The organism is Polaromonas sp. P1_F6 (assembly GCF_056405695.1).
Genome location: NZ_JBFUBQ010000001.1, coordinates 1205801 through 1226460, shown reverse-complemented (window position 1 = coordinate 1226460; position 20660 = coordinate 1205801). Strand labels below are relative to the sequence as shown.

The following is a 20660-nucleotide window of genomic DNA, read 5'->3' as shown; positions in this document are numbered from 1 at the left end:
CGTTGATCTGTGCGGTCTGCTGGGCTTAGGTGGACAGGTTGAAGGTCTTGCCTTCAGCCGCAAGCTTGGCCAGCAGGGGCGCGGGCTTCCAGAATTTGGCGTCGTCCAGCGGGTTCTGCGCGAAGCGGTTCATGCTTTGCACCACATTGAAGAGACCGACCTGGTCGGCGTACAGCATGGGGCCGCCGCGGTAGACCGGGAAGCCATAGCCCATGATGTAGACCATGTCGATGTCGCTGGCCTTGGAGGCAATGCCCTCTTCCAGGATGTGCGCGGCCTCGTTGACCAGCGAATACACCAGGCGCTGTACGATTTCCTCGTCAGAGATCTTGCGCGGTGTGATGCCCAGGCTGGTGCGGTGGTCTTCAATCATCTTGACGACTTCGGCGTTCGGGATCGCATCGCGCTTGCCGGGCACGTAGTCGTACCAGCCGGCGCCGGTTTTCTGGCCGAAGCGGCCTTTTTCGCAAAGAAGGTCAGCGGTCTTGCTGTACTTCATGTCTGGTTTTTCGGTGTAGCGGCGCTTGCGGATCGCCCAGCCGATGTCGTTGCCGGCCAGGTCGCCCATGCGGAACGGGCCCATGGCAAAGCCGAATTTTTCAATCGCCTTGTCGACCTGTTCGGGCGTGCAGCCTTCGTCGAGCAGGAAACCGCCCTGGCGGCCGTACTGCTCGATCATGCGGTTGCCGATAAAGCCGTCGCAGACGCCAGAGATCACGGCCGTCTTCTTGATCTTTTTGCCCATCGTCATCACGGTGGCCAACACGTCCTTGCCGGTCTTGGCGCCGCGCACCACTTCCAGCAGCTTCATCACATTGGCCGGGCTGAAGAAATGCAGGCCGACCACGTCTTGCGGACGCTTGGTGAAGGCGGCGATCTTGTCGACGTCCAGCGTGGAGGTGTTGGAGGCCAGAATGGCGCCCGGTTTCATCACGCGGTCCAGTTCCTTGAAGACCTTTTCCTTGACACCCATCTCTTCAAACACGGCCTCGATCACCAGGTCGGCGTCTTTGAGGTCGTCGTAGCTGAGCGTGGTGCTCAGCAGTCCCATGCGCTGGTCATATTTGTCCTGCTTGAGCTTGCCCTTCTTGACCTGGGCTTCGTAGTTCTTGCTGATGATGCCGAGGCCTTTGTCCAGGGCCTCCTGCTTCATCTCGAGAATCTTGACCGGGATGCCGGCGTTCAGGAAATTCATGGCAATGCCGCCGCCCATGGTGCCTGCGCCGATCACAGCCACCGAATTGATCTCGCGCTTGGGCGTGTCTTCCGGCACGTCGGGGATCTTGGAGGCCGCACGCTCAGCCATGAAGATATGGCGCAGCGCGCGGCTTTCGGGTGTCCACATCAGGTTGATGAAGCACTCGCGCTCAAAAGTCATGCCGTCTTCGAATTTCTTCTTGGTTGCGGCTTCGACCGCATCCACGCACTTCAGCGGCGCGGGGAAGTTTTTCGCCATCCCCTTCACCATGTTGCGGGCGAACTGGAAGTAAGCGTCGCCATTGGGGTGCTTGGCGCGCAGGTCACGCACCAGCGGAAGCGGCCGGGTGTCGGAAATCGATTGGGCAAAGGCCAGGGCTTCCTGGGCCAGCGATTCGGGCGAGGCAGCAAGCTTGTCGAACAGTTTCTGACCGGGGATTTGCGCGAGCAGCTCGCTCTTGACGGGTTCGCCGCTCACGATCATGTTCAGGGCCGGTTCCACGCCGAGCACGCGCGGCAGGCGCTGCGTGCCGCCGGCGCCAGGCAACAGGCCGAGCTTGACTTCAGGCAAGGCCACGTTGGTGCCAGGCGCGGCGATGCGGTAGTGGCAGCCCAGGGCCAGTTCCAGGCCACCGCCCATGCAGACGGAATGGATCGCGGCGACGATGGGCTTGCCGGAATTCTCGACCGCACGGATCACGCTCAGCAGATTGGGTTCGATCAGCGCCTTGGGCGTGCCGAACTCCTTGATGTCGGCGCCGCCCGAAAAGGCTTTGCCTGCACCGGTGATCACGATGGACTTGATGGCGGCGTCGGCGTTGGCCTTCTGGATGTTGTCGGTCAGGCTCAGGCGTGTGGCGTGACCCAGGCCGTTGACGGGTGGGTTGCTCAGTGTGATGAGCGCGACGGGGCCGTGAACTTCGTAAAGGGTGGTCATTGCGTTGCTTCTTTCCTTGATGGAGTTTCAGTTTTCGGTTGTCTCGGCTGGCGCTGCGGCCCGGCACGCGCTGGTCGGGCGCACAAAAAAGTACGACCGTTCTTTTTCCATTGTAGGGGGCGTTTGTGACGGCACAAGTCTCCGGATGGACTGTTCAGTCTATTTTTGTCCCAGCGGCGACATGCCCGGGACAATCCAAACCGTTTGTAGAACCTGTTTACAGCCTAAACGGGGCCGCGTTGGGGTGCAATCGGGATGAGTGGGCCGCTCGGGCACGCCGCATGGGCTAATGCCCATGCAAGAGCCTGGGTGGCTCAATCGCCCGATTTCACCCCAACCCGGAGGGCAAGCGCCTTCTCGGGCGGTCCGCGGCGTTGCGGCGCTAGCCCATAGCTGGGCTATGGGCGTCGCACCGCGCCTTGCATCCCATCCCGAGAAGGGGCTTGCGCGGCCCCGTTTAGGCTGTAAACAGGTTCTCACACTTCCAGCCACTCTTTGCGGATGTAGGCATCGGCCCGCAGGCTGTCGGGTGTGCCGTCAAACACGATGCTGCCGTGGCCCATGACCAGCGCGCGATCGGAAATTGCCATGGCAATCGTCAGTTTCTGCTCGATCAGCAGTACCGAGATGCCCTTGGCCTTCAGCGTTTGCAAATACTGCCCCACCAGCTCAACGATTTTGGGCGCAAGGCCTTCAGTGGGCTCGTCGATGATGATGAGGTCGGGATCGCCCATCAGCGTGCGGCACAGCGTGAGCATCTGCTGCTCGCCGCCCGAGAGCACGCCGGCCTCGGTGTGCTGGCGTTCGCGCAAGCGTGGGAACATCTGGTACATGTCTTCAAACGACCAGCGCGAGCCCTTGCCTGAACCTTTCTGGCCCAGCAACAGGTTCTGGTGCACCGTGAGCTTGGGGAAGATGTCGCGGTTTTCCGGCACATAGCCTATGCCAAGGTGAGCGATCTGGTAGGCCTTCTTGCCGACAATTTCCTGCTTTTTCCAGAGGATGGAGCCCTGGCAGTCGACCAGGCCCATGATGGCCTTGGCCGTAGTGGAGCGCCCCGAGCCGTTGCGGCCCAACAGCGCAACAATCTGGCCGGGTTGCACGTCGAAATGCACGCCATGCAGCACGTGGCTTTTGCCGTAGAAGGCGTGGAGGTTCTGGATATGCAGCATCAGTGGCCTCCTCCATGCGCTTGGGCGTCCGCAACAGAAGAGCCGAGATAGGCCTCTTGCACACGCTGGTCTGCGCGCACGGCTTCCGGCGTGTCGTAGGCGATGATCTCGCCATAGACCACCACCGCGATCTTGTCGGCCAGACCGAACACCACGCCCATGTCGTGCTCCACCGTCAGCAGGGTTTTGCCCACGGTGACTTCCTTGATCAGATTGATGAAGCGGCTGGTCTCCGAGCGGCTCATGCCGGCTGTGGGTTCATCCAGCAGGATCACGTTCGCGCCGCCGGCAATCGTGATGCCGATTTCCAGCGCGCGCTGCTCAGCGTAGGTCAGGTTGGTGGCCAGCACATCACGCTTTTTGTCGAGCTTGATCATGGCCATCAACTCGTCTGCGCGCTCGTTGGCGTCATCCAGGTCGGCCAGGAAGCGGAAGAAGGTGTACTTGTAGCCCAGGCTCCACAGCACGCCGCAGCGCAGGTTTTCAAACACACTGAGCTTGGGGAAGATATTGGTGATCTGGAAGCTGCGCGACAGACCCAGCCGGTTGATTTCAAACGGCTTTTTGCCGTCGATGCGCTGGCTATTGAGCAGCACTTCGCCGCTGGTGGGCTCAAAGCGCCCGCTGATGAGATTGAACAAGGTCGACTTGCCGGCACCGTTGGGGCCGATGATGGCGACGCGCTCGCCGGCCTGTACCTGGAGGTTGGCGCCGCGGATGATTTCGGTCTTGCCGAAGCTCTTGCGCAGGTCTTTGAGCTCAAGCGAATAGTTCATATCAACCTCCCCACCAGCCAGGGCCGCGGAACCGGCTTTGCCGGGCCGCAGGCGCAGCGCCCCAACCACCATGAAAGGGGCAGCGAGCCGCAGGCTCGAAGTGACGAGCGTGGGGGCTCACAGTAATTCCCTTCGCTTGATTTCTTTCTCGATGTCATTTTGTATCTGGCCCCATTGCGTGAGGAATTGCCGGCGCGTGAGCTCGAACAGCCCCAGGCCGGTGACAAGCACAAAGCCGGCGCCCAGCCAGCTGTTGAGGTTGGTGGCGTTGAGGCGCACGCCCATAAAGCCAAGCTCGGGGCCCAGGGCCGCGTTGAGCTGCAGGTGGTAGACCATCTCCACCATGGCGGCCGCGCCGGCGAGCGCTGTGAAGGCCGTTACGGCCAGGCCCAGGTAGCCCACCCACAGCTCCCTGAGCTTGCCGAAGGAGGCTATGCGCAAATTCATCATGATCAGGCTGGCGATGCCGCCGGGCGCATACATCACCATGAACAGGAAGACCAGGCCCACATAGAGCAGCCAGGCCATGGACAGTTCCGACAACAGGATCAGCGCCAGCACCAGCAGGCCGGCGCCGATGATGGGGCCGAAGAAGAAGGTGGCGCCGCCCAGGAAGGTGAACAGCAGCAGGCTGCCTGAGCGCACACCGCTCACCACTTCCGCCGTGACGATTTCCGAATTGATGGCCGCCAGACCGCCACCTATGCCGGCGAAGAAACCGGCAATGATGAAGGCGTAGTAGCGCACGCGCTGCGTGTTGTAGCCGATGAACTCCACGCGCTCGGGGTTGTCGCGCACAGCGTTCAAAATCCGGCCCAGCGGCGTGCGCGTGAAGGCGAACATGGCCGCCGTGCAGATGAAGCAATAAAACGCGATCAGGTAATAAACCTGGATCTGCGGGCCGAAGCTGATGCCGAACACCGGCTTGCCGTAAGCGCGGTTGGTAGTGATGCCGCCCTCCCCGCCGAAAAACTCGGGGAACATCAGCGACATGGCGAACACCAGTTCGCCCACGCCCAGCGTGATCATGGCAAAGGTGGTGCCGGCCTTCTTGGTGGTGACGTAGCCGAACAGCACGGCAAAGAACAGGCCCGACAGGCCACCCACCAGCGGGATCAGCGGCAGCGGGATGTAAAAGCTGCCTTTGGCGGCCAGATTCATCGCGTGCACGGCCAGGAAGGAACCCAGCCCGGCATAGACCGCATGGCCGAAACTGAGCATGCCGCCCTGCCCCAGCAGGATGTTGTAGCTCAGGCAGATGATGACCAGGTAGCCGGCCTGTGACAGCATGGTGAGCGCCAGGCTGCTCTTGAACATCATGGGCGCGGCAATGAGCAGCAGCGCGTACAGCGACCACAGCAGCCAGCGGCCGACGTTGTAGGGTTTGAATTGGTGGTAAGCGGTAGACATGTGGCGATTCATCCTTCCCGTGTACCAAGCAAGCCCTTGGGCCGGAAGATAAGGATCAGCACCAAAAAGAGGAACGGCAGGATGGGCGCCACCTGCGAAATCGTGAGCTTGAGCAGCGGATAGCCAAAGGTCTCGGGCGTCACGGTGTAGCTGAATTTCACCAGCAGTGTCATCAACGACTGGTCCATCTGGATCGCGAAGGTCTGTATCAGGCCTATCAGCAGGGACGCCAGGAAGGCGCCGCTCAGCGAACCCATGCCGCCCACCACCACGACGACGAAGATGATGGCGCCGACCGAGCCGGCCATGGCTGGCTCTGTGATGAAGGTGTTGCCGCCTATGACGCCGGCCAGGCCCGCGAGCGCCGCGCCGCCGCCGAAAACCAGCATGAAGACGCGCGGCACGTTGTGGCCCAGTGCCTCCACGGTTTCAGGATGCGTGAGCGCGGCCTGGATGACCAGGCCTATGCGCGTACGCGTGAGCAGTAGCCAGATGCCGGCCAGCATGGCCAGCGAAATGAACATGATGAAGGCGCGCGATTTCGGGAAGTTGGTACCGAACACCGTGAACAGCGGCCCCTGCAAGCCTTCGGGCAGCACGTAGTTGACGGCCGATCGGCCCCAGACCAGTTGCACAAGTTCCAGCAGCAGGTAAGACAGCCCGAAGGTGACCAGCAACTCGGGCACGTGGCCGAACTTGTGCACCTTGCGCAGGCAAAAGCGCTCGAAAGCCGCACCCATCACAAACACCAGCAGCGGCGCCACCAGCAGCGACCACCAGAAGCCTATGACCTGCGAGGTGCTGTAGGCGATATAGGCGCCGACCATGTAGAAGGACGCGTGCGCGAAATTAAGCACGCCCATCATGCTGAAGATCAGCGTCAGGCCGGAACTGAGCATGAACAGCAGCAAGCCGTAGCTGAGGCCGTTGAGCATCGCGATGGTGAAGGATTCCAGATTCATCGATAAGCGCCTGTTGCAAAAAGCCGGATGAAAAAAGGCCCGAACTCGGATCGGGCCTGTGTCCGTCAGCGGGACGCGGGAATCACCCCGGGCGCTTCATCTGGCACGAGGTAGGCGTGCTGGCCACATAGGGCTCATAGTATTTGACCGGCACAAAGGTGTAGCCGGTGTTCTCGGCATCGTAAGGGTATTTGCCGCCGGCTTTTTCCCATTTGTCGATGTAGAGGCCCTGCTGCAGCTGGTGGTCGGTCTTTCGCATCTCGACATCACCGTTGAAGCTCTTGAAGCGCAGGCCTTCCATGGCCTTGGCCACGACGGCCGGCTCGGTCGATTTTGTCTGCGCCATGGCTTCGGTCAGGATGGTGAAGGCATGGAAGATCGCGCCGGTGTAGAAGTCGTCGTTGAACTTCTTCTTGTAGTCGGCCTGGACCTGCTGGATCTCGCCGCCCATGTTGAGGTGGTTGTAAGACACCATGTAGACCCGCCCGGCCGAAGCTGCGCCCAGCGCGGTCGGCGTGCCGGTGACGCCGGCGTAATACGTGTAGAACTTGACGTTGTTCAGGCCCGCCTCGTTGGCGGCCTTCACCAGCAGCGAGAGGTCGGAACCCCAGTTGCCGGTGATCACGGTGTCGGCACCCGACTGTTTGATCTTGGCGATGTAGGGCGCGAAGTCGCGCACCTGCGCCAGCGGATGCAGGTCCTCGCCGACGATCTGGACGTCGGGGCGCTTGGAGGCCAGGTTGGCCTTGGCGAATTTGGCAACCTGCTGGCCGTGCGAGTAGTTCTGGTTGATCAGGTAGACCTTCTTGATGTCGGGCTGGTCCTTCATGAAGGCCGTCAGGGCCTCCATCTTCATGGAAGTGTCGGCATCGAGCCGGAAGTGCCAGTAGTCGCACTTGCTGTTGGTCAGGTCCGGGTCCACCGCGGCGTAGTTGAGATAGACGACTTCCTTCCCGGGGTTGCGTTCGTTGTATTTGGACAGTGCATCCATGATGGCGAGCGCCGGGCCGGAACCGTTGCCCTGCACCACGTAGCGCGCGCCCTGGTCGATGGCGGACTTCAGCGCATTGGTGGTTTCCTGCGGGCTGAGCTTGTTGTCGATGCCGATGATCTCGAACTTCACGCCGGCCTTGTTCTTCTTGCTGAACTGCTCGGCCAGGAACTGGAAGCCCTTGAGCTGGTTGGTGCCCACGGCCGCCATCAGGCCGGACAGTGGATCAAGCCAGGCGATCTTGACAGTCTGGTTCAGGTTGACGGCACCGGTGGCCGGTGCTGCAACTGCAGCTTTGGCGGGCGCTGCGGCCTTGGCGGGCGCCTGGGCCAGCGCCATGCCGCTGTAAAGCATGGAAGACACCGCCAGGGCGATGCCTGCATGCCGTGCGAAAAATCGGTTCTGGGTTGTCATCCCTTGTCTCCTGAAAATTGTATGAATGCGCGGTGAATCCGCAGAGGGAACCGGCAAAGGTTAGGTCAAATGATGTTGCACTGCGTCAGGGAATGCCCTAGCCGATGTCACGAACGTGACCCCCACGCTCCTCACTTCGTGTGTCGCTGCCCCCCGAGGGGGCCGCTGCGCCTGCGGTCTGGCAAAGCCAGTCCCGCGGCCCCTGCTTGCTTAAGACGGCCTCACTCTATGGCCGAGCTCAGGCTGGTGGCAATTTGTAATCTTTAAGAAGTTCGCGCAGCTTGGTCTTGAGCATCTTGCCGGTGGCGCCCAGGGGGATGGCGTCGACGAAGACGACGTCGTCGGGGATTTGCCATTTGGCGGTCTTGCCGTCGTAGAAGCGCAGCAGCTCGTCGCGCGTGACGTCCATGCCGGGCTTTTTCACGACCGCGATGATGGGGCGTTCATCCCACTTGGGATGGGCCACGCCTATGCAGGCAGCCATGGCGACGGCTGGGTGCGCCACGGCGATGTTCTCGATCTCGATGGAGCTGATCCATTCGCCGCCGGACTTGATCACGTCCTTGCTGCGGTCTGTAATTTGCAGATAACCGTCGGCGTCTATGGTGCCGACGTCGCCCGTCGGGAACCAGCCGTCCACCAGCGGGTCACCGCCCTCACCCTTGAAGTATTCGCGCACAATCCACGGCCCCTTGACGTAAAGGTCGCCAAAGACCTTGCCGTCCCAGGGCAGTTCCTTGCCGTCGGCATTGACGATCTTCATGTCGACGCCGTAGATGGCGCGCCCCTGCTTGAGGCGTATCTTCATTCTTTCTGCTTCCGGCAGTGCGTCGTGCTTGTTCTTGAGCGAGCACAGCGTGCCCAACGGGCTCATCTCGGTCATGCCCCAGGCGTGCAGCACTTCCACACCGTAGTCTTCGCGGAAGGCATTGATCATGGCGGGGGGACAAGCAGAGCCGCCAATGACGGTGCGACGCAGGCTTGAAAATTTCAGCCCGGCAGGCTTCATGTGGGTCAGCAGCATCTGCCAAACGGTGGGCACGCCGGCGGCGTAAGTGACCTTCTCGGCCTCAATCAGCTCGTAAATCGATTTGCCGTCCAGGGCCGGTCCGGGGAACACCAGCTTGGCGCCGGTGAGCGCGGCCGAGTACGGAATGCCCCAGGCATTGACGTGGAACATGGGTACGACGGGCAGGATGGCGTCGCGTGCGGAGATGCTCATGACATCGGGCAGCGCAGCCGCATAGGCGTGCAGCGTGCTGGAGCGGTGGCTGTAGAGCGCGGCTTTGGGATTGCCCGTGGTGCCGCTGGTGTAGCACATGCTGGAGGCGGTGTTTTCGTCAAAACTGGGCCAGGCGTAGTCGGCAGTCTGGGCGCCTATCCAGCTTTCGTAGCTTTGCAGGTTGGGCACGCCGGAATCCGCCGGCAGCTTGTCGGCGTCGCACAGCGCGATGTAGTGCTTGATGGTCGGGCAGCGGGCGTGCACGGCTTGCACCAGTGGCAGAAAGCTCAGGTCAAAGCACAGCACCTGGTCTTCGGCGTGGTTGGCGATCCAGGCGATCTGATCCGGATGCAGGCGCGGGTTGATGGTATGCAGCACCCGGCCAGATCCGCTCACGCCGTAATAAAGCTCCAGGTGCCGGTAGCCGTTCCAGGCCAGCGTGGCAACGCGGTCGCTGAATGCGAGCTTCAGGCCGTCCAGCGCATTGGCAACCCGGCGCGCCCGATGGGCGACATCCTTGTAGGTGTAGCGATGCAGGTCGCCCTCCACGCGGCGCGAGACGATTTCGGCGTCGCCATGATGGCGCTCCGCAAATTCGATCAGGCCGGAAATCAGCAGCGGCTGGCTTTGCATTAACCCAAGCATCGGGAAGTCTCCATTGGTTAAATAGTGTTCAGCAAGTGGGCATCATGCCGCAGCGCACCATGACGGTCATGCGGGATTGCCCGTGAAATCACGGGTTCATGTCAGGTAGGGGACAATTTGCCGATGACCTCTGCAAACCTTCCGGCGCCCGACGATGCAGGCTCCTCTGTCGGCACCTCGCTGACCTGGAGCAACAGCTTCGCCCAACTGGGTGGTGACTTCTACACCCGCTTGCAACCGCAACCCCTGCCAGATCCCTATTGGGTCGGCCGCAGCCGCAGCATGGCGCGCGAACTGGGGCTGGGCGCAGAATGGCTTGAATCGCAGGCTGCCCTGGAAGCCTTGACCGGCAATAGCGTCTTGCCCGGCTCCGAGCCGTTGGCCAGCGTCTACAGCGGTCACCAGTTTGGCGTCTGGGCCGGGCAGCTTGGTGACGGCCGTGCCTTGTTGCTGGGCGAAATCAATACTCCGCGCGGGCCACAGGAAATCCAGCTCAAAGGCGCCGGCAAAACGCCCTACTCCCGCATGGGCGATGGCCGGGCTGTACTGCGCAGCTCGATTCGCGAATTTTTGTGCTCCGAAGCGATGCATGGCCTGGGCATTCCGACCACGCGGGCGCTGTGCGTTACCGGCTCCGACGCGGCCGTGCGGCGCGAGGAGATCGAGACCGCCGCCGTGGTGACCCGCACTGCGCCAAGCTTCATCCGCTTCGGCCACTTCGAGCATTTCAGTTACAACGACCAGCATGCGCAGCTCAAGGTGCTGGCCGACCACGTCATCGACCGGTTTTACCCTGCCTGCCGCGAGGCAAAGCAACCTTATGCGGCGCTGCTGGAGGCCGTCAGCGAAAAGACCGCACACCTTATGGCAGCGTGGCAGGCTGCAGGTTTTTGCCATGGCGTCATGAACACCGACAACATGAGCATCCTGGGGCTGACCATTGACTATGGCCCGTTCCAGTTTCTCGATGCGTTTGATCCTGGCCATATCTGCAACCATTCGGACACCCAGGGCCGCTATGCCTACAACAAGCAGCCCAACATGGCCTACTGGAACCTGTTCTGCCTGGGACAGGCCTTGCTGCCGCTGATTGAAGACCAGGAGCAGGCGCTTGCAGCCCTGGAACCCTACAAAACATTGTTCCCTGAGGCATTGCAGGCCCGAATGCGCAGCAAACTTGGCCTGGCGGACGAGCAACCCGAGGACAAGGCCCTGGTGGACAACACCTTCAAACTGTTGGCCGCCAACAAGGTGGACTACACCATCTTCTGGCGGCGCCTGAATGGTTTCACGGCACAAAGCGGCCATGAACCCCTGCGTGACCTGTTCTTTGACCGGGAATCCTTCAACGCCTGGGCGCTACAGTATTCAGAGCGCCTCGCGCAGGTGGATCAAGGGCTGCGGGCCGATTTGATGCTCAAGAACAACCCGAAATTCGTTCTGCGCAACCATTTGGGTGAAGAAGCCATACGCGCCGCGAAACTAAAAGACTTTTCCGGGGTCGACACCTTGCTTGCCTTGCTGCAGGCCCCATCTGATGAGCACCCGGGGCACGAGAGCTTTGCGGATTTCCCCCCAGACTGGGCCTCGTCCATTGAAATCAGTTGCAGTTCGTAACACCTCCGCCAACTCACGCCAGGAACAGAACATGAGCACCAAGATCCAGAAAACCGACGCCGAGTGGAAGGCCCTGCTGGCAGAAAAAGGCGCTGAGCCTGCGGCCTTTGAAGTCACGCGCCACGCCGCCACCGAGCGCCCCTACACCGGAAAATATGAGGCTGTTTGGGCAGACGGCAGCTATCACTGCATCTGCTGCGGTGCCAAGCTGTTCGAATCGGAAACCAAATTTGATGCCGGCTGCGGCTGGCCCAGCTTCTCAGAGGAAGCCGTGCCGGGTGCGATTGAGGAAATTGTGGACCGCAAGCACGGCATGGTGCGCACCGAAACCGTGTGCGCCAGCTGCGGCGCGCACCTGGGCCATGTGTTTCCTGATGGGCCGTCTCCCACAGGCCTGCGCTACTGCATGAACTCCGCTTCTCTCGATTTCAAGAAGAAGGAATAGCCCCCACGGTCGCTCGCTTCGCGTAGCTCCCTGCCCCCCGAGGGGGCCGCCCGCCTGCGGCCCGGCAAAGCCGGTTCCGCGGCTCATGCTTGCTAATTCGGGACCCAACGCCAGTGAGCTTTTTCGCTTCTTTTACCCCGCGATAATCTGTTTATGAAAATTCTTTTCGACTTTTTGCCGATTGCCCTTTTCTTCGGCATGTTCAAGTACGCCGAAGGCAACAAGAACTGGGCCGCCGCTACAGCCACCGAATGGCTGGGTTTTATGGTTTCCGGGGGAGTGGTGGGTGCGGCAGAAGCGCCCGTGCTGTTGGCCACCGTCGTCGTGATCGTTGCCACGCTGGCCCAGATCCTCTGGCTCAAGGCGCGGAGGAAGAAGGTGGACAAGATGCTATGGGTCAGCTGTGGGTTGGTAACCGTTCTGGGCGCCGCCACCATTTACTTCCATAGCGAAAGCTTTATCAAATGGAAACCAACGCTGCTTTACTGGACCACAGGCAGCGCTCTATTGTTGGGCCAATTGATCTTCAAGAAAAATGGCATACAGGCGATGATGGGCGCGCAGATGAATGCGCCGGATTCAACCTGGCGAGTCGTCAACTACAGTTGGGTTGCGTTTTTTGCAATCATGGGCTTGCTGAACTTATGGATCGCGTTTACGTTTTCCACAAGCACCTGGGTCAACTTCAAGCTTTTCGGTGGCATCGGCTTATTCTTGGTATTCGCGGTTGGACAAGCGTTGTACCTGAGCAAGCATGCCCAAGCGGACACAGCACCATGAACGCCGGCGTTTCCAGCGCCCTTCCCGTGCGCACCCACGAGATCGAGCAGCAGCTCAAGGCGAGGCTTCAGCCCACCCGCCTTGAGGTGCTGGACGAGAGCGCTGCGCATGCCGGGCATTCGGGCGCCAACGCGGAAGGCTACGGTACCCACTTTCGCATCCGCATTGCCAGCCCGCTCTTTACCGGCAAGAGCCGGGTGGCGCGCCACCGGCTTGTGTATGATGCAATGCAAAATTTCATTGATCAGGGCCTCCATGCCCTGGCAATTGAAGTCATCGAGTCACCCTGAATCTGCGCCGATTTGCCCCGGGGATTTCGGCATAGAGCCACGGCAACGTCAGCACACATTGCCAAACGCTTTCAAGCATTACCAAAAGGACTACAAAAACATCATGAAGAAACATCTTTTACTCGGCACCGCCGTAGCGGCACTGCTGGCACTGGGCGCACAGGGCGCCATGGCGCAGAACGTGGCCATCGTCAATGGCAAGGCCGTTCCAAAATCGCGCCTGGACTCACTGGCGCAACAGGTTGCCAAGTCCGGCCGGCCAGTAACGCCTGAGATGGAAGGCCAGCTTCGTGAAGAAGTGATTGCGCGCGAAGTGTTCATGCAGGAAGCGGAAAAGCGGGGCCTGGCTTCCAGCGATGACGTCAAGGTGCAAATGGAACTGGCACGCCAGACCATCCTGATCCGCGAGCTGTTTTCTGACTTCCAGAAGAAGAATCCGGTGACCGATGTCGAGCTGAAGGCCGAATACGACAAATTTGCCGAAGCCAATGGCGGCAAGGAGTACAAGGCCCGCCACATCCTGGTCGAAAAGGAAGCCGAGGCCAAAGAGATCATTGCCAGCCTGAAAAAGGGCGGCAAGTTCGATGACATCGCCAAGAAGAAGTCCAAGGATCCCGGATCCGGTGCCAAGGGCGGCGACCTGGACTGGGCCAACCCCTCCAGTTACGTGCCTGAGTTCACCGAGGCGCTGGTCAAGCTCAATAAGGGCCAGACCACCGATACCCCGGTGAAAACCCAGTTCGGCTATCACGTCATTCGTGTAGACGACATCCGTACGGCCCAGCTCCCCTCCTTCGAGGAAGTGAAGCCGCAGATCGCCCAGCAAATGCAGCAGCAAAAGCTGGCGGCGTTCCAGGAAGAGCTGCGCAAAAAAGCCAAGGTGGAATAAGCCGCGGGGAAGCGGCCTTCGCAAACGCGGCCCATGTGGCCGCGTTTTTATTTCTGTGCTGGGCAAGTGCGACCGGTGACCCCGCCTTAAAAGAGGCGTGTTTCCCGATTGACGGGAGCAGCCGGCACCGCTCCAATGGCTCACACTTTTCTGGAGACCCCATGTCCAAACGCCTTGTTTTCCCTCAATTCGCCGCACAGTCGGGCGTCGCATGAGCAACCCCGATTCTCCTTCCGCCCTGCCCGCACAGGTGCAAGAAGCACTGGACCAAGGCAACAAAGTAGAGGCGGTTAAGCGGCTGCGCAGTCTCACAGGTTTGGGCCTTCAGGAAGCCAAGGATGCGGTGGAAGCCTCGATGTGTGGCGAACCGCCTGCCGCGGGATTTGCGCCAAAGGCATTCGCCGCCGACGCACCTCTGCCCGCGCAGGTGCAGGAAGCGCTGGACCAGGGCAACAAGATAGAGGCGATACGGCGCTTGCGGGACCTGACTGGCTTGGGTCTCAAGGAGGCCAAGGATGCGGTAGATGCCGCGGGCGCCGGACCGCACGCGAGCGAGGGACAGTCCCCGGGTCAGGTGCGCAGCTCCAATGGCACATGGTGGTGGCTTGTTGCGCTGGCCGTGCTGGCGCTGGCTGCTTTTGCGCTGCTGGGTTGCGTCTCTGCGCCGCCGGCTCCCGCGGCCGAATTAGCGCCTTCGGGCAAGCTCAAGGCAGCCATCAACTTCGGCAACCCCATCCTCGCGGTGAAAGATCCCGCCACCGGCGAGCCGCGGGGCGTCTCGGTGGACCTGTCGCGCGAATTGGGCAGGCGTCTCGGTGTACCGGTGGAACTCGTCACCTTCAATTCTGCTGGCAAGGTGGTGGAGGCGGTCAGGGATGCGCAGGTGGACATTGCTTTTGTAGCCATTGACCCGGTGCGCGGTGCCGACATGCTGCAGACGCCGCCCTACGTCATCATCGAAGGTGCTTACCTGGTGAAAAACGACTCACCCATCCGGCGCAATGAAGAGGTGGACCAGGCGGCCAACCGCATTGTGGTCGGCAACGGCAGTGCCTATGACCTCTACCTGACCCGTGAGCTGAAGGCGGCGAAGCTGGTCAAGGCTCCCACCTCACCCGCCGTGACCGATGTGATGATCGCGCAAAACGTGGAAGTGGCGGCGGGAGTCAAGCAGCAACTGGAGTCCGACGCCAAACGCGTGTCGGGCGTGCGCTTGCTGCCGGGACGCTTTATGGTGATCAACCAGGCCATGGGCCTGCCTAGAGGGCGTGATGCCGGTGCGCGTTACCTGGGTGCGTTCGTCGAGGAGATGAAAGCTTCCGGCTTTGTGGCGGCAGCGCTGGCGCGCCATGGCATTGAAGGCGCTGCGGTGGCGCCGCCACACCGGTAAGTCACCAGCGCTCTTCTCTCTGCAAAAGCCAGGCGCGGCTCCAGCCAAGAAGCCCATAAAGGGTGAGTCCAACACCAATGACAGGCAAGAGATAAGGCAGGTTGTGCCTGCGCGGCAAGCCGCGTGCAAGCTCCTGGAATTCCGCAAGCGACAGATTCAAGCCGCGTGCCAGAAAAAAAGACGCCGTCAGGCACAGCATGCCCACCGCGGTCAAAGCCAGGCCGTGACCGGCCTCAAGCAGATTTCTGTCGCCCCAAAGCCAGTCCCACGCAAAAATGCCGCCACCAGCCAGCATTGCCACAGCCCACCAGGACAGGTTACCCAGCCAGGCGAGCAGCGCAACCAGCGCATAGGGAACGACGTAGGAGATGCGCCGTACCGCGTCAACACCCAAGGATCAACCCACCCACTTGCGCGCGTTGTGCCAGAGGTTCATCCACGGGCTGTGCTCGCTGCTATTGCCTGAAGTCCAGCTCTTCTGGATGTTGCGGAACACGCGCTCGGGGTGCGGCATCATGGCCGTGAAGCGGCCGTCAGCCGTGGTCACGGCGGTGAGGCCGCCGGCGCTGCCGTTGGGGTTGGCCGGATAAGCTTCGGTCGGCTTGCCATCGTTGTCGGTAAACCGCATCACGGCAATCGCTTTGGAAGCATCGCCCCGGAAGGCGAAATTGGCATAGCCCTCGCCATGCGCGACGGCGATCGGCAGGCGGCTGCCGGCCATGCCCTGCAGGAAGATGCTGGGGGACTCCAGCACCTCGACCATGCTCAGGCGTGCTTCAAAGCGCTCGCTGCGGTTGGTGGTAAAGCGCGGCCAGGCCTCGGCGCCCGGGATGATGTCGGCCAGCTCGGCAAACATCTGGCAGCCGTTGCACACGCCCAAACCAAAGGTGTCCTGGCGCGCAAAGAACGCCTTGAACTCGTCGGATAGCACCGGGTTGAAGGTCACGGAACGCGCCCAGCCGATGCCGGCGCCCAGGGTGTCGCCGTAGCTGAAACCGCCACAAGCCACGATGCCCTTGAAGTCGGCCAGTCTGGCGCGGCCGGTTTGAAGGTCGGTCATGTGCACATCGCAGGCTTCAAAGCCGGCTTCGGTGAAGACGTAAGCCATTTCCACATGCGAATTGACGCCCTGCTCGCGCAGCACCGCCACGCGTGGCCGCGCCGACAGGTTGAGCGCGGGCGCCGACAGCACTTTGACTGGATCAAACGTCAGTTGCACATGCAGGCCCGGATCGACGGGGTTGCCGGCGGCCGCGTGTTCAGTATTGGCACAGTCGGGGTTGTCGCGCTGCTGGCAGATCTTCCAGCTGACGGCATCCCAGACCTGATGCAGGTCTTGTAATTTGGCCGAGAACACAGCCTTGGTGTCGCGCCAGACCTGGATCTCACCTTTGCCGACTTCGAGCGAGGCATGCTGTGGGCGGGTCTTGCCGATGAAATGGCTGAATTTGGAAAGGCCATGTTCGCGCAGGATCTGCATGACCTCGTTGCGCGCGGACGTCGCCACCTGGATGACAGTGCCCAGCTCTTCGTTGAACAAAGCCTTGAGCGTGAGCTCTTCGCGGCGCGCACCGACCTGGCTTGCCCAGTTCTTGCTGTCGCCGGTGTCCATGCGGCTGTCGGAAATGCCGTCGCCTTCGACCAGCAGCATGTCGATGTTGAGCGACACGCCGACGTTGCCGGCAAAACCCATCTCGCAGACCGCGGCGAACAGGCCGCCGTCGCTGCGGTCGTGGTAGGCCATGAGCCGGCCTTCCCTGCGCAGCGCATTGATCGCATTGACGAGGTTGACCAGGTCTTTCGGATCGTCCAGGTCGGGCACGTCGCCCTCTTCCTTGTCCAGCGTTTGCGCGAGGATGGAGCCGCCCATGCGGTTCTGGCCTTTGCCCAGGTCGATCAGGATCAGGGTGCTGTCGGCTTCATCACGGTTCAGTTGCGGCGTGAGTGTGCCGCGCACATCGGGCAGCGTGGCGAAGGCGCTCACGATCAGCGAGACTGGCGAAGTGACCTTCTTGCTGTCAGCGCCGTCGCTCCACACGGTGCGCATCGACAACGAATCCTTGCCGACGGGGATCGACACGCCCAGAGCCGGGCAAAGCTCCATGCCCACAGCCTTGACGGTTTCATACAGAGCCGCATCCTGGCCGGGCTCGCCACAGGCGGCCATCCAGTTGGCAGACAGTTTGATGCGGGGCAACTCAATCGGTGCCGCCAGCAGGTTGGTGATGGCTTCGGCGACAGCCATGCGGCCTGAAGCAGCTGCGTTGACGGTGGCCAGCGGCGTGCGTTCGCCCATGCTCATGGCTTCGCCGGCAAAACCGCTGTAGTCGGCCAGCGTAACGGCGCAATCGGCCACCGGCACCTGCCAGGGGCCAACCATCTGGTCGCGGTGCGTGAGGCCGCTCACGGTGCGGTCGCCGATGGTGATCAGGAAGCGCTTGGAGGCGACGGTCGGGTGGCTAAGCACCGCAATCGCGCTTTTCTGCAGGTCCACACCGGTCAGGTCTATAGGCTTGACGATGTGCTTGACGGATTTCACGTCACGGTGCATCTTGGGCGGCTTGCCCAAGAGGACATTCATGGGCATATCCACGGGAGGTGCGGCCTCCTTGTCTGACAGCACCAGTTGCTTCTCTTCGGTAGCCACACCGATCACAGCAAACGGGCAACGCTCGCGTTCGCAAAAAGCCTGGAACTGCGAAAGTGATTCGGGCGCAATCGCCATCACGTAACGCTCCTGGCTTTCATTGCTCCAGATTTCCTTGGGCGAAAGGCCGCTTTCTTCCAGTGGCACGGCACGCAAATCAAACTTCGCACCTCGCCCGRCGTCATTCACCAGCTCAGGAAAGGCATTGGACAAACCGCCGGCGCCCACGTCGTGGATCGCCAGGATGGGGTTGGCCCCGCCCAACTGGGCACACTGGTTGATGACTTCCTGGGCGCGGCGTTCGATTTCAGGGTTACCGCGCTGCACCGAGTCAAAGTCAAGCTGGGCCGCGTTGGCCCCCGAGGCCATGGAACTGGCCGCGCTGCCGCCCATGCCGATGCGCATGCCGGGGCCACCCAGCTGGATGAGCAGGGTGCCGGCCGGGAACAAAATCTTTTTGGTCAGTGCCGCGTCGATCGTGCCGACGCCACCCGCAATCATGATGGGCTTGTGGTAGCCCCAGCGCTGGCCGCCTACGGTTTGCTCGTATTCGCGGAAGTAGCCGTTGAGGTTGGGCCGGCCGAACTCGTTGTTGAAGGCCGCGCCGCCCAGCGGACCTTCCGTCATGATCTGCAGCGGGCTGGCGATGTGCTCGGGCTTGCCATAGGACGTGGCGGCGTCGTCAAACAGCCTGGACACGGTGAAACCTGTCAGGCCCGCCTTTGGCTTGGAGCCGCGGCCGGTCGCGCCTTCGTCGCGAATCTCGCCGCCCGCGCCGGTAGAAGCGCCCGGAAACGGTGAGATGGCCGTGGGATGGTTGTGCGTCTCGACTTTCATCAGCACATGCATCAACACGTCATCCGTGGCGCTATAAGTTTGATAGCTGCTCGCGCTTTCTCCTGTTGGGCTAGAGGCCAATTTGGCATTATTTTTGGCATAAAACCGCTGGGTTTTATAACCTTCCATGACCGAGGCGTTGTCCGAATAAGCCACTACGGTGTGCTGGGGATGCAGTTTTTCGGTGTTGCGGATCATGCCGAACAGGCTTTTCTCCTGCGCAACGCCGTCAATCGTGAAGTCGGCGTTGAAGATCTTGTGGCGGCAGTGCTCGCTGTTGGCCTGGGCGAACATCATGAGCTCAACGTCGGTCGGGTTGCGTTTGAGCTGGGTGAAGGCGTTGACCAGGTAGTCGATTTCATCGGCTGCCAGCGCCAGGCCAAATTCGGCATTGGCGGCTTCCAGGGCCGCTTTGCCACCGGCCAGCACGTCGATGGTCTGTAGCGGTGCGCCTTGCAATTCGGTGAAGAGGCCGGCAGCCTGCGCGCGATCCAACATCACGCTTTCAGTCATGCGGTCGTGCAGCAGGCCGGCGACCTGCTCGCGCTGGGCATCCGTCAGGGCGGTTTTGCTGAAAAACCCCGATTTCAGCGTAACGCGGTACTCGGTGATGCGCTCAACACGCTTGACGGCCAGGCCACAGTTGTGGGCGATATCGGTGGCTTTTGAAGCCCAGGGCGAAACCGTGCCGAAGCGCGGAGAAACGATGAAAACCAGGGCGTCATCGGCCTTGCCGGCAGAAGCGGGGCAAGGGTCGCCATAGGTGAGTAGCGCGGCAAGCTGGGTCCGGGCGGCGTCTGAAGGGGGTGATTCAGTCGCTACCAGGTGCACAAACCGGGCGCTGATGCCCACGATCTTGTCGTGGATGGCTTGCAGACGGGGAAGGAGTTGCTGGACGCGGAAATCGCTGAGGGCGCTGATCCCGTGGGTTTCGCCCTCAAAAGTCGTCAGGTGCAGGGTCACGGTAGCGGTGGCCTTGTAATGGGAGGTGGGCAGCGCATGGCTGTTGGGTTTAACGGGCTAGCGTTAACCCGTAATTTTATCAGCGACTGAAGGCCTTCCCCGGTTTGCTGCCGGTGCGCCCGGGCACTTTTGCGATCCATTCGGGCCAAAGCCAAAGCCCCTCGGTCCCATGCTGAAAATGCATGTGCCCGGGAGCGGTGGGATAATCAGGGCCATGAGTATTACTTACAAAGATGCCGCAGGAATTGAAGGCATGCGCCTGGCGGGAAGGCTTGCTTCCGAGGTTCTGGACTACCTCACCCCCTTCGTGAAGCCGGGCGTCACCACCAATGAAATAGACCGGCTGGCCCATGACTACATGACCCAGGTCCAGGGCACCATTCCGGCCACCCTGGGTTACGGCCCTCCCGGTTATGTGCCTTATCCCAAGTCGCTGTGCACTTCCATCAACCACCAGGTCTGCCATGGCATTCCCAACGACAAACCGTTGAAAAAAGGCGACATTGTCAATATTGACGTGACTGTCATCACCAAGGACGGCTGGCACGGCGACAACAGCCGCATGTACCTGGTGGGCGAAGCTTCCATTGCGGCCAAGCGGCTCTGCCATGTGACCTATGAAGCCATGTGGCAGGGCATCATGCGCGTCAAGCCCGGGGTCAGGCTGGGCGATATCGGCTTTGCGATCCAGACTTTTGCCGAAAAACAGGGGTTTTCCGTGGTTCGCGAGTTTTGCGGCCATGGAATTGGCCAGAAATTCCACGAAGAACCGCAAGTGCTGCACTACGGCCGCCCCGGCACACTCGAAGAGCTCACACCGGGCATGACCTTCACCATCGAACCCATGATCAATGCCGGCAAGCGCGACATCAAGGATGGCCCCGAGAAAGACGGCTGGAGCATCGTGACGCGCGACCACTCCCTGTCCGCCCAGTGGGAACACACCATTTTGGTGACCGAAACCGGCTATGAGGTACTGACCCTGTCCGCCGGCAGCCCGCCCATCCCTGCGTTTGTTCCGCAAAGCAGCCCTGCCCAAGTCGCTGTCAGTGCCTGAGCCAGGCGCACAGTGGCGC

Annotated in this window: 16 protein-coding genes and 1 pseudogene; 8 read left to right on the top strand and 9 right to left on the bottom strand. The window is 61.3% G+C overall.

The window, feature by feature from the left end; genetic code table 11:
* Window positions 1-25: 25 nt before the first annotated feature.
* From AC1DY9_RS05700 to AC1DY9_RS05670, 7 genes are all read right to left on the bottom strand, one after another.
* On the bottom strand, window positions 26-2134 hold the full coding sequence (locus tag AC1DY9_RS05700) for a 3-hydroxyacyl-CoA dehydrogenase NAD-binding domain-containing protein (RefSeq protein WP_477666003.1): 2109 nt from the start codon (window positions 2132-2134) through the stop codon (window positions 26-28).
* A gap of 476 nt (window positions 2135-2610) precedes the next feature.
* Complete coding sequence (locus tag AC1DY9_RS05695; protein ID WP_074574254.1) at window positions 2611-3306, bottom strand: ABC transporter ATP-binding protein; 696 nt, start codon at window positions 3304-3306, stop codon at window positions 2611-2613.
* Window positions 3306-4082, bottom strand: coding sequence for an ABC transporter ATP-binding protein (locus tag AC1DY9_RS05690; protein WP_457280856.1), 777 nt, complete (start codon window positions 4080-4082; stop codon window positions 3306-3308). Before AC1DY9_RS05690 ends, AC1DY9_RS05695 begins: the two co-directional genes overlap by 1 nt.
* A gap of 117 nt (window positions 4083-4199) precedes the next feature.
* A complete protein-coding gene (locus tag AC1DY9_RS05685; protein ID WP_457280855.1) occupies window positions 4200-5492 on the bottom strand; it encodes a branched-chain amino acid ABC transporter permease in 1293 nt (430 codons plus the stop codon).
* 8 nt (window positions 5493-5500) lie between these two features.
* Window positions 5501-6454 carry a branched-chain amino acid ABC transporter permease gene (locus AC1DY9_RS05680; protein WP_477666002.1) on the bottom strand — a complete coding sequence of 318 codons (954 nt, stop codon included), beginning with the start codon at window positions 6452-6454 and terminating at the stop codon, window positions 5501-5503.
* An 82-nt stretch (window positions 6455-6536) separates the two neighbouring features.
* Complete coding sequence (locus AC1DY9_RS05675; RefSeq protein WP_477666042.1) at window positions 6537-7784, bottom strand: branched-chain amino acid ABC transporter substrate-binding protein; 1248 nt, start codon at window positions 7782-7784, stop codon at window positions 6537-6539.
* 313 nt (window positions 7785-8097) lie between these two features.
* Window positions 8098-9726 (bottom strand): 3-(methylthio)propionyl-CoA ligase, encoded by a 1629-nt coding sequence (locus AC1DY9_RS05670; RefSeq protein ID WP_477666001.1) that lies wholly within the window; start codon window positions 9724-9726, stop codon window positions 8098-8100.
* Window positions 9727-9849: 123 nt separating this feature from the next.
* On the opposite strand from AC1DY9_RS05670, the gene AC1DY9_RS05665 reads away from it, so the two are divergent.
* From AC1DY9_RS05665 to AC1DY9_RS05635, 7 genes and pseudogenes are all read left to right on the top strand, one after another.
* Window positions 9850-11343 (top strand): protein adenylyltransferase SelO, encoded by a 1494-nt coding sequence (locus tag AC1DY9_RS05665; protein WP_477666000.1) that lies wholly within the window; start codon window positions 9850-9852, stop codon window positions 11341-11343.
* Window positions 11344-11374: 31 nt separating this feature from the next.
* On the top strand, window positions 11375-11788 hold the full coding sequence (gene msrB, locus AC1DY9_RS05660) for a peptide-methionine (R)-S-oxide reductase MsrB (RefSeq protein ID WP_457280851.1): 414 nt from the start codon (window positions 11375-11377) through the stop codon (window positions 11786-11788).
* 153 nt (window positions 11789-11941) lie between these two features.
* Window positions 11942-12568, top strand: coding sequence for a septation protein A (locus tag AC1DY9_RS05655; protein WP_477665999.1), 627 nt, complete (start codon window positions 11942-11944; stop codon window positions 12566-12568).
* The gene (locus AC1DY9_RS05650) at window positions 12565-12858 is read left to right on the top strand and encodes a BolA family protein (RefSeq protein ID WP_477665998.1); all 294 of its coding nucleotides are present in this window, start codon (window positions 12565-12567) and stop codon (window positions 12856-12858) included. The genes AC1DY9_RS05655 and AC1DY9_RS05650 overlap by 4 nt, the downstream gene beginning before the upstream one ends.
* Before the next feature lie 103 nt (window positions 12859-12961).
* Window positions 12962-13747 (top strand): peptidylprolyl isomerase, encoded by a 786-nt coding sequence (locus AC1DY9_RS05645; RefSeq protein ID WP_457280848.1) that lies wholly within the window; start codon window positions 12962-12964, stop codon window positions 13745-13747.
* A gap of 211 nt (window positions 13748-13958) precedes the next feature.
* Window positions 13959-14270: pseudogene (locus AC1DY9_RS05640) on the top strand (ribosomal protein L7/L12); the annotation flags it as partial.
* Between the two features lie 120 nt (window positions 14271-14390).
* A complete protein-coding gene (locus tag AC1DY9_RS05635; protein WP_477666041.1) occupies window positions 14391-15137 on the top strand; it encodes an ABC transporter substrate-binding protein in 747 nt (248 codons plus the stop codon).
* A gap of 1 nt (window position 15138) precedes the next feature.
* Here the strand turns inward: AC1DY9_RS05635 and AC1DY9_RS05630 are convergent, their stop codons facing one another.
* On the bottom strand, window positions 15139-15531 hold the full coding sequence (locus AC1DY9_RS05630) for a hypothetical protein (RefSeq protein WP_477665997.1): 393 nt from the start codon (window positions 15529-15531) through the stop codon (window positions 15139-15141).
* A 3-nt stretch (window positions 15532-15534) separates the two neighbouring features.
* Window positions 15535-19584: a phosphoribosylformylglycinamidine synthase gene (gene purL / locus AC1DY9_RS05625; RefSeq protein WP_477665996.1), complete on the bottom strand. Its 4050-nt coding sequence runs from the start codon at window positions 19582-19584 to the stop codon at window positions 15535-15537.
* Window positions 19585-19798: 214 nt separating this feature from the next.
* Between purL and map the strand changes: the two genes are divergently transcribed.
* Complete coding sequence (gene map / locus AC1DY9_RS05620) at window positions 19799-20641, top strand: type I methionyl aminopeptidase (protein WP_477648399.1); 843 nt, start codon at window positions 19799-19801, stop codon at window positions 20639-20641.
* Window positions 20642-20660 lie beyond the last annotated feature (19 nt).

Excerpts from the sequence above, each read along its gene's own strand:
- map (WP_477648399.1), top strand. The coding sequence starts at position 19,799 with ATGAGTATTACTTACAAAGATGCCGCAGGAATTGAAGGCATGCGCCTG.
- AC1DY9_RS05645 (WP_457280848.1), top strand. The coding sequence starts at position 12,962 with ATGAAGAAACATCTTTTACTCGGCACCGCCGTAGCGGCACTGCTGGCA.
- AC1DY9_RS05680 (WP_477666002.1), bottom strand. The coding sequence starts at position 6,454 with ATGAATCTGGAATCCTTCACCATCGCGATGCTCAACGGCCTCAGCTAC.
- AC1DY9_RS05650 (WP_477665998.1), top strand. The coding sequence starts at position 12,565 with ATGAACGCCGGCGTTTCCAGCGCCCTTCCCGTGCGCACCCACGAGATC.
- AC1DY9_RS05670 (WP_477666001.1), bottom strand. The coding sequence starts at position 9,726 with ATGCTTGGGTTAATGCAAAGCCAGCCGCTGCTGATTTCCGGCCTGATC.
- AC1DY9_RS05665 (WP_477666000.1), top strand. The coding sequence starts at position 9,850 with ATGACCTCTGCAAACCTTCCGGCGCCCGACGATGCAGGCTCCTCTGTC.
- AC1DY9_RS05690 (WP_457280856.1), bottom strand. The coding sequence starts at position 4,082 with ATGAACTATTCGCTTGAGCTCAAAGACCTGCGCAAGAGCTTCGGCAAG.
- AC1DY9_RS05655 (WP_477665999.1), top strand. The coding sequence starts at position 11,942 with ATGAAAATTCTTTTCGACTTTTTGCCGATTGCCCTTTTCTTCGGCATG.
- msrB (WP_457280851.1), top strand. The coding sequence starts at position 11,375 with ATGAGCACCAAGATCCAGAAAACCGACGCCGAGTGGAAGGCCCTGCTG.
- AC1DY9_RS05675 (WP_477666042.1), bottom strand. The coding sequence starts at position 7,784 with ATGGCGCTGGCCCAGGCGCCCGCCAAGGCCGCAGCGCCCGCCAAAGCT.
- AC1DY9_RS05685 (WP_457280855.1), bottom strand. The coding sequence starts at position 5,492 with ATGTCTACCGCTTACCACCAATTCAAACCCTACAACGTCGGCCGCTGG.
- AC1DY9_RS05695 (WP_074574254.1), bottom strand. The coding sequence starts at position 3,306 with ATGCTGCATATCCAGAACCTCCACGCCTTCTACGGCAAAAGCCACGTG.
- AC1DY9_RS05700 (WP_477666003.1), bottom strand. The coding sequence starts at position 2,134 with ATGACCACCCTTTACGAAGTTCACGGCCCCGTCGCGCTCATCACACTG.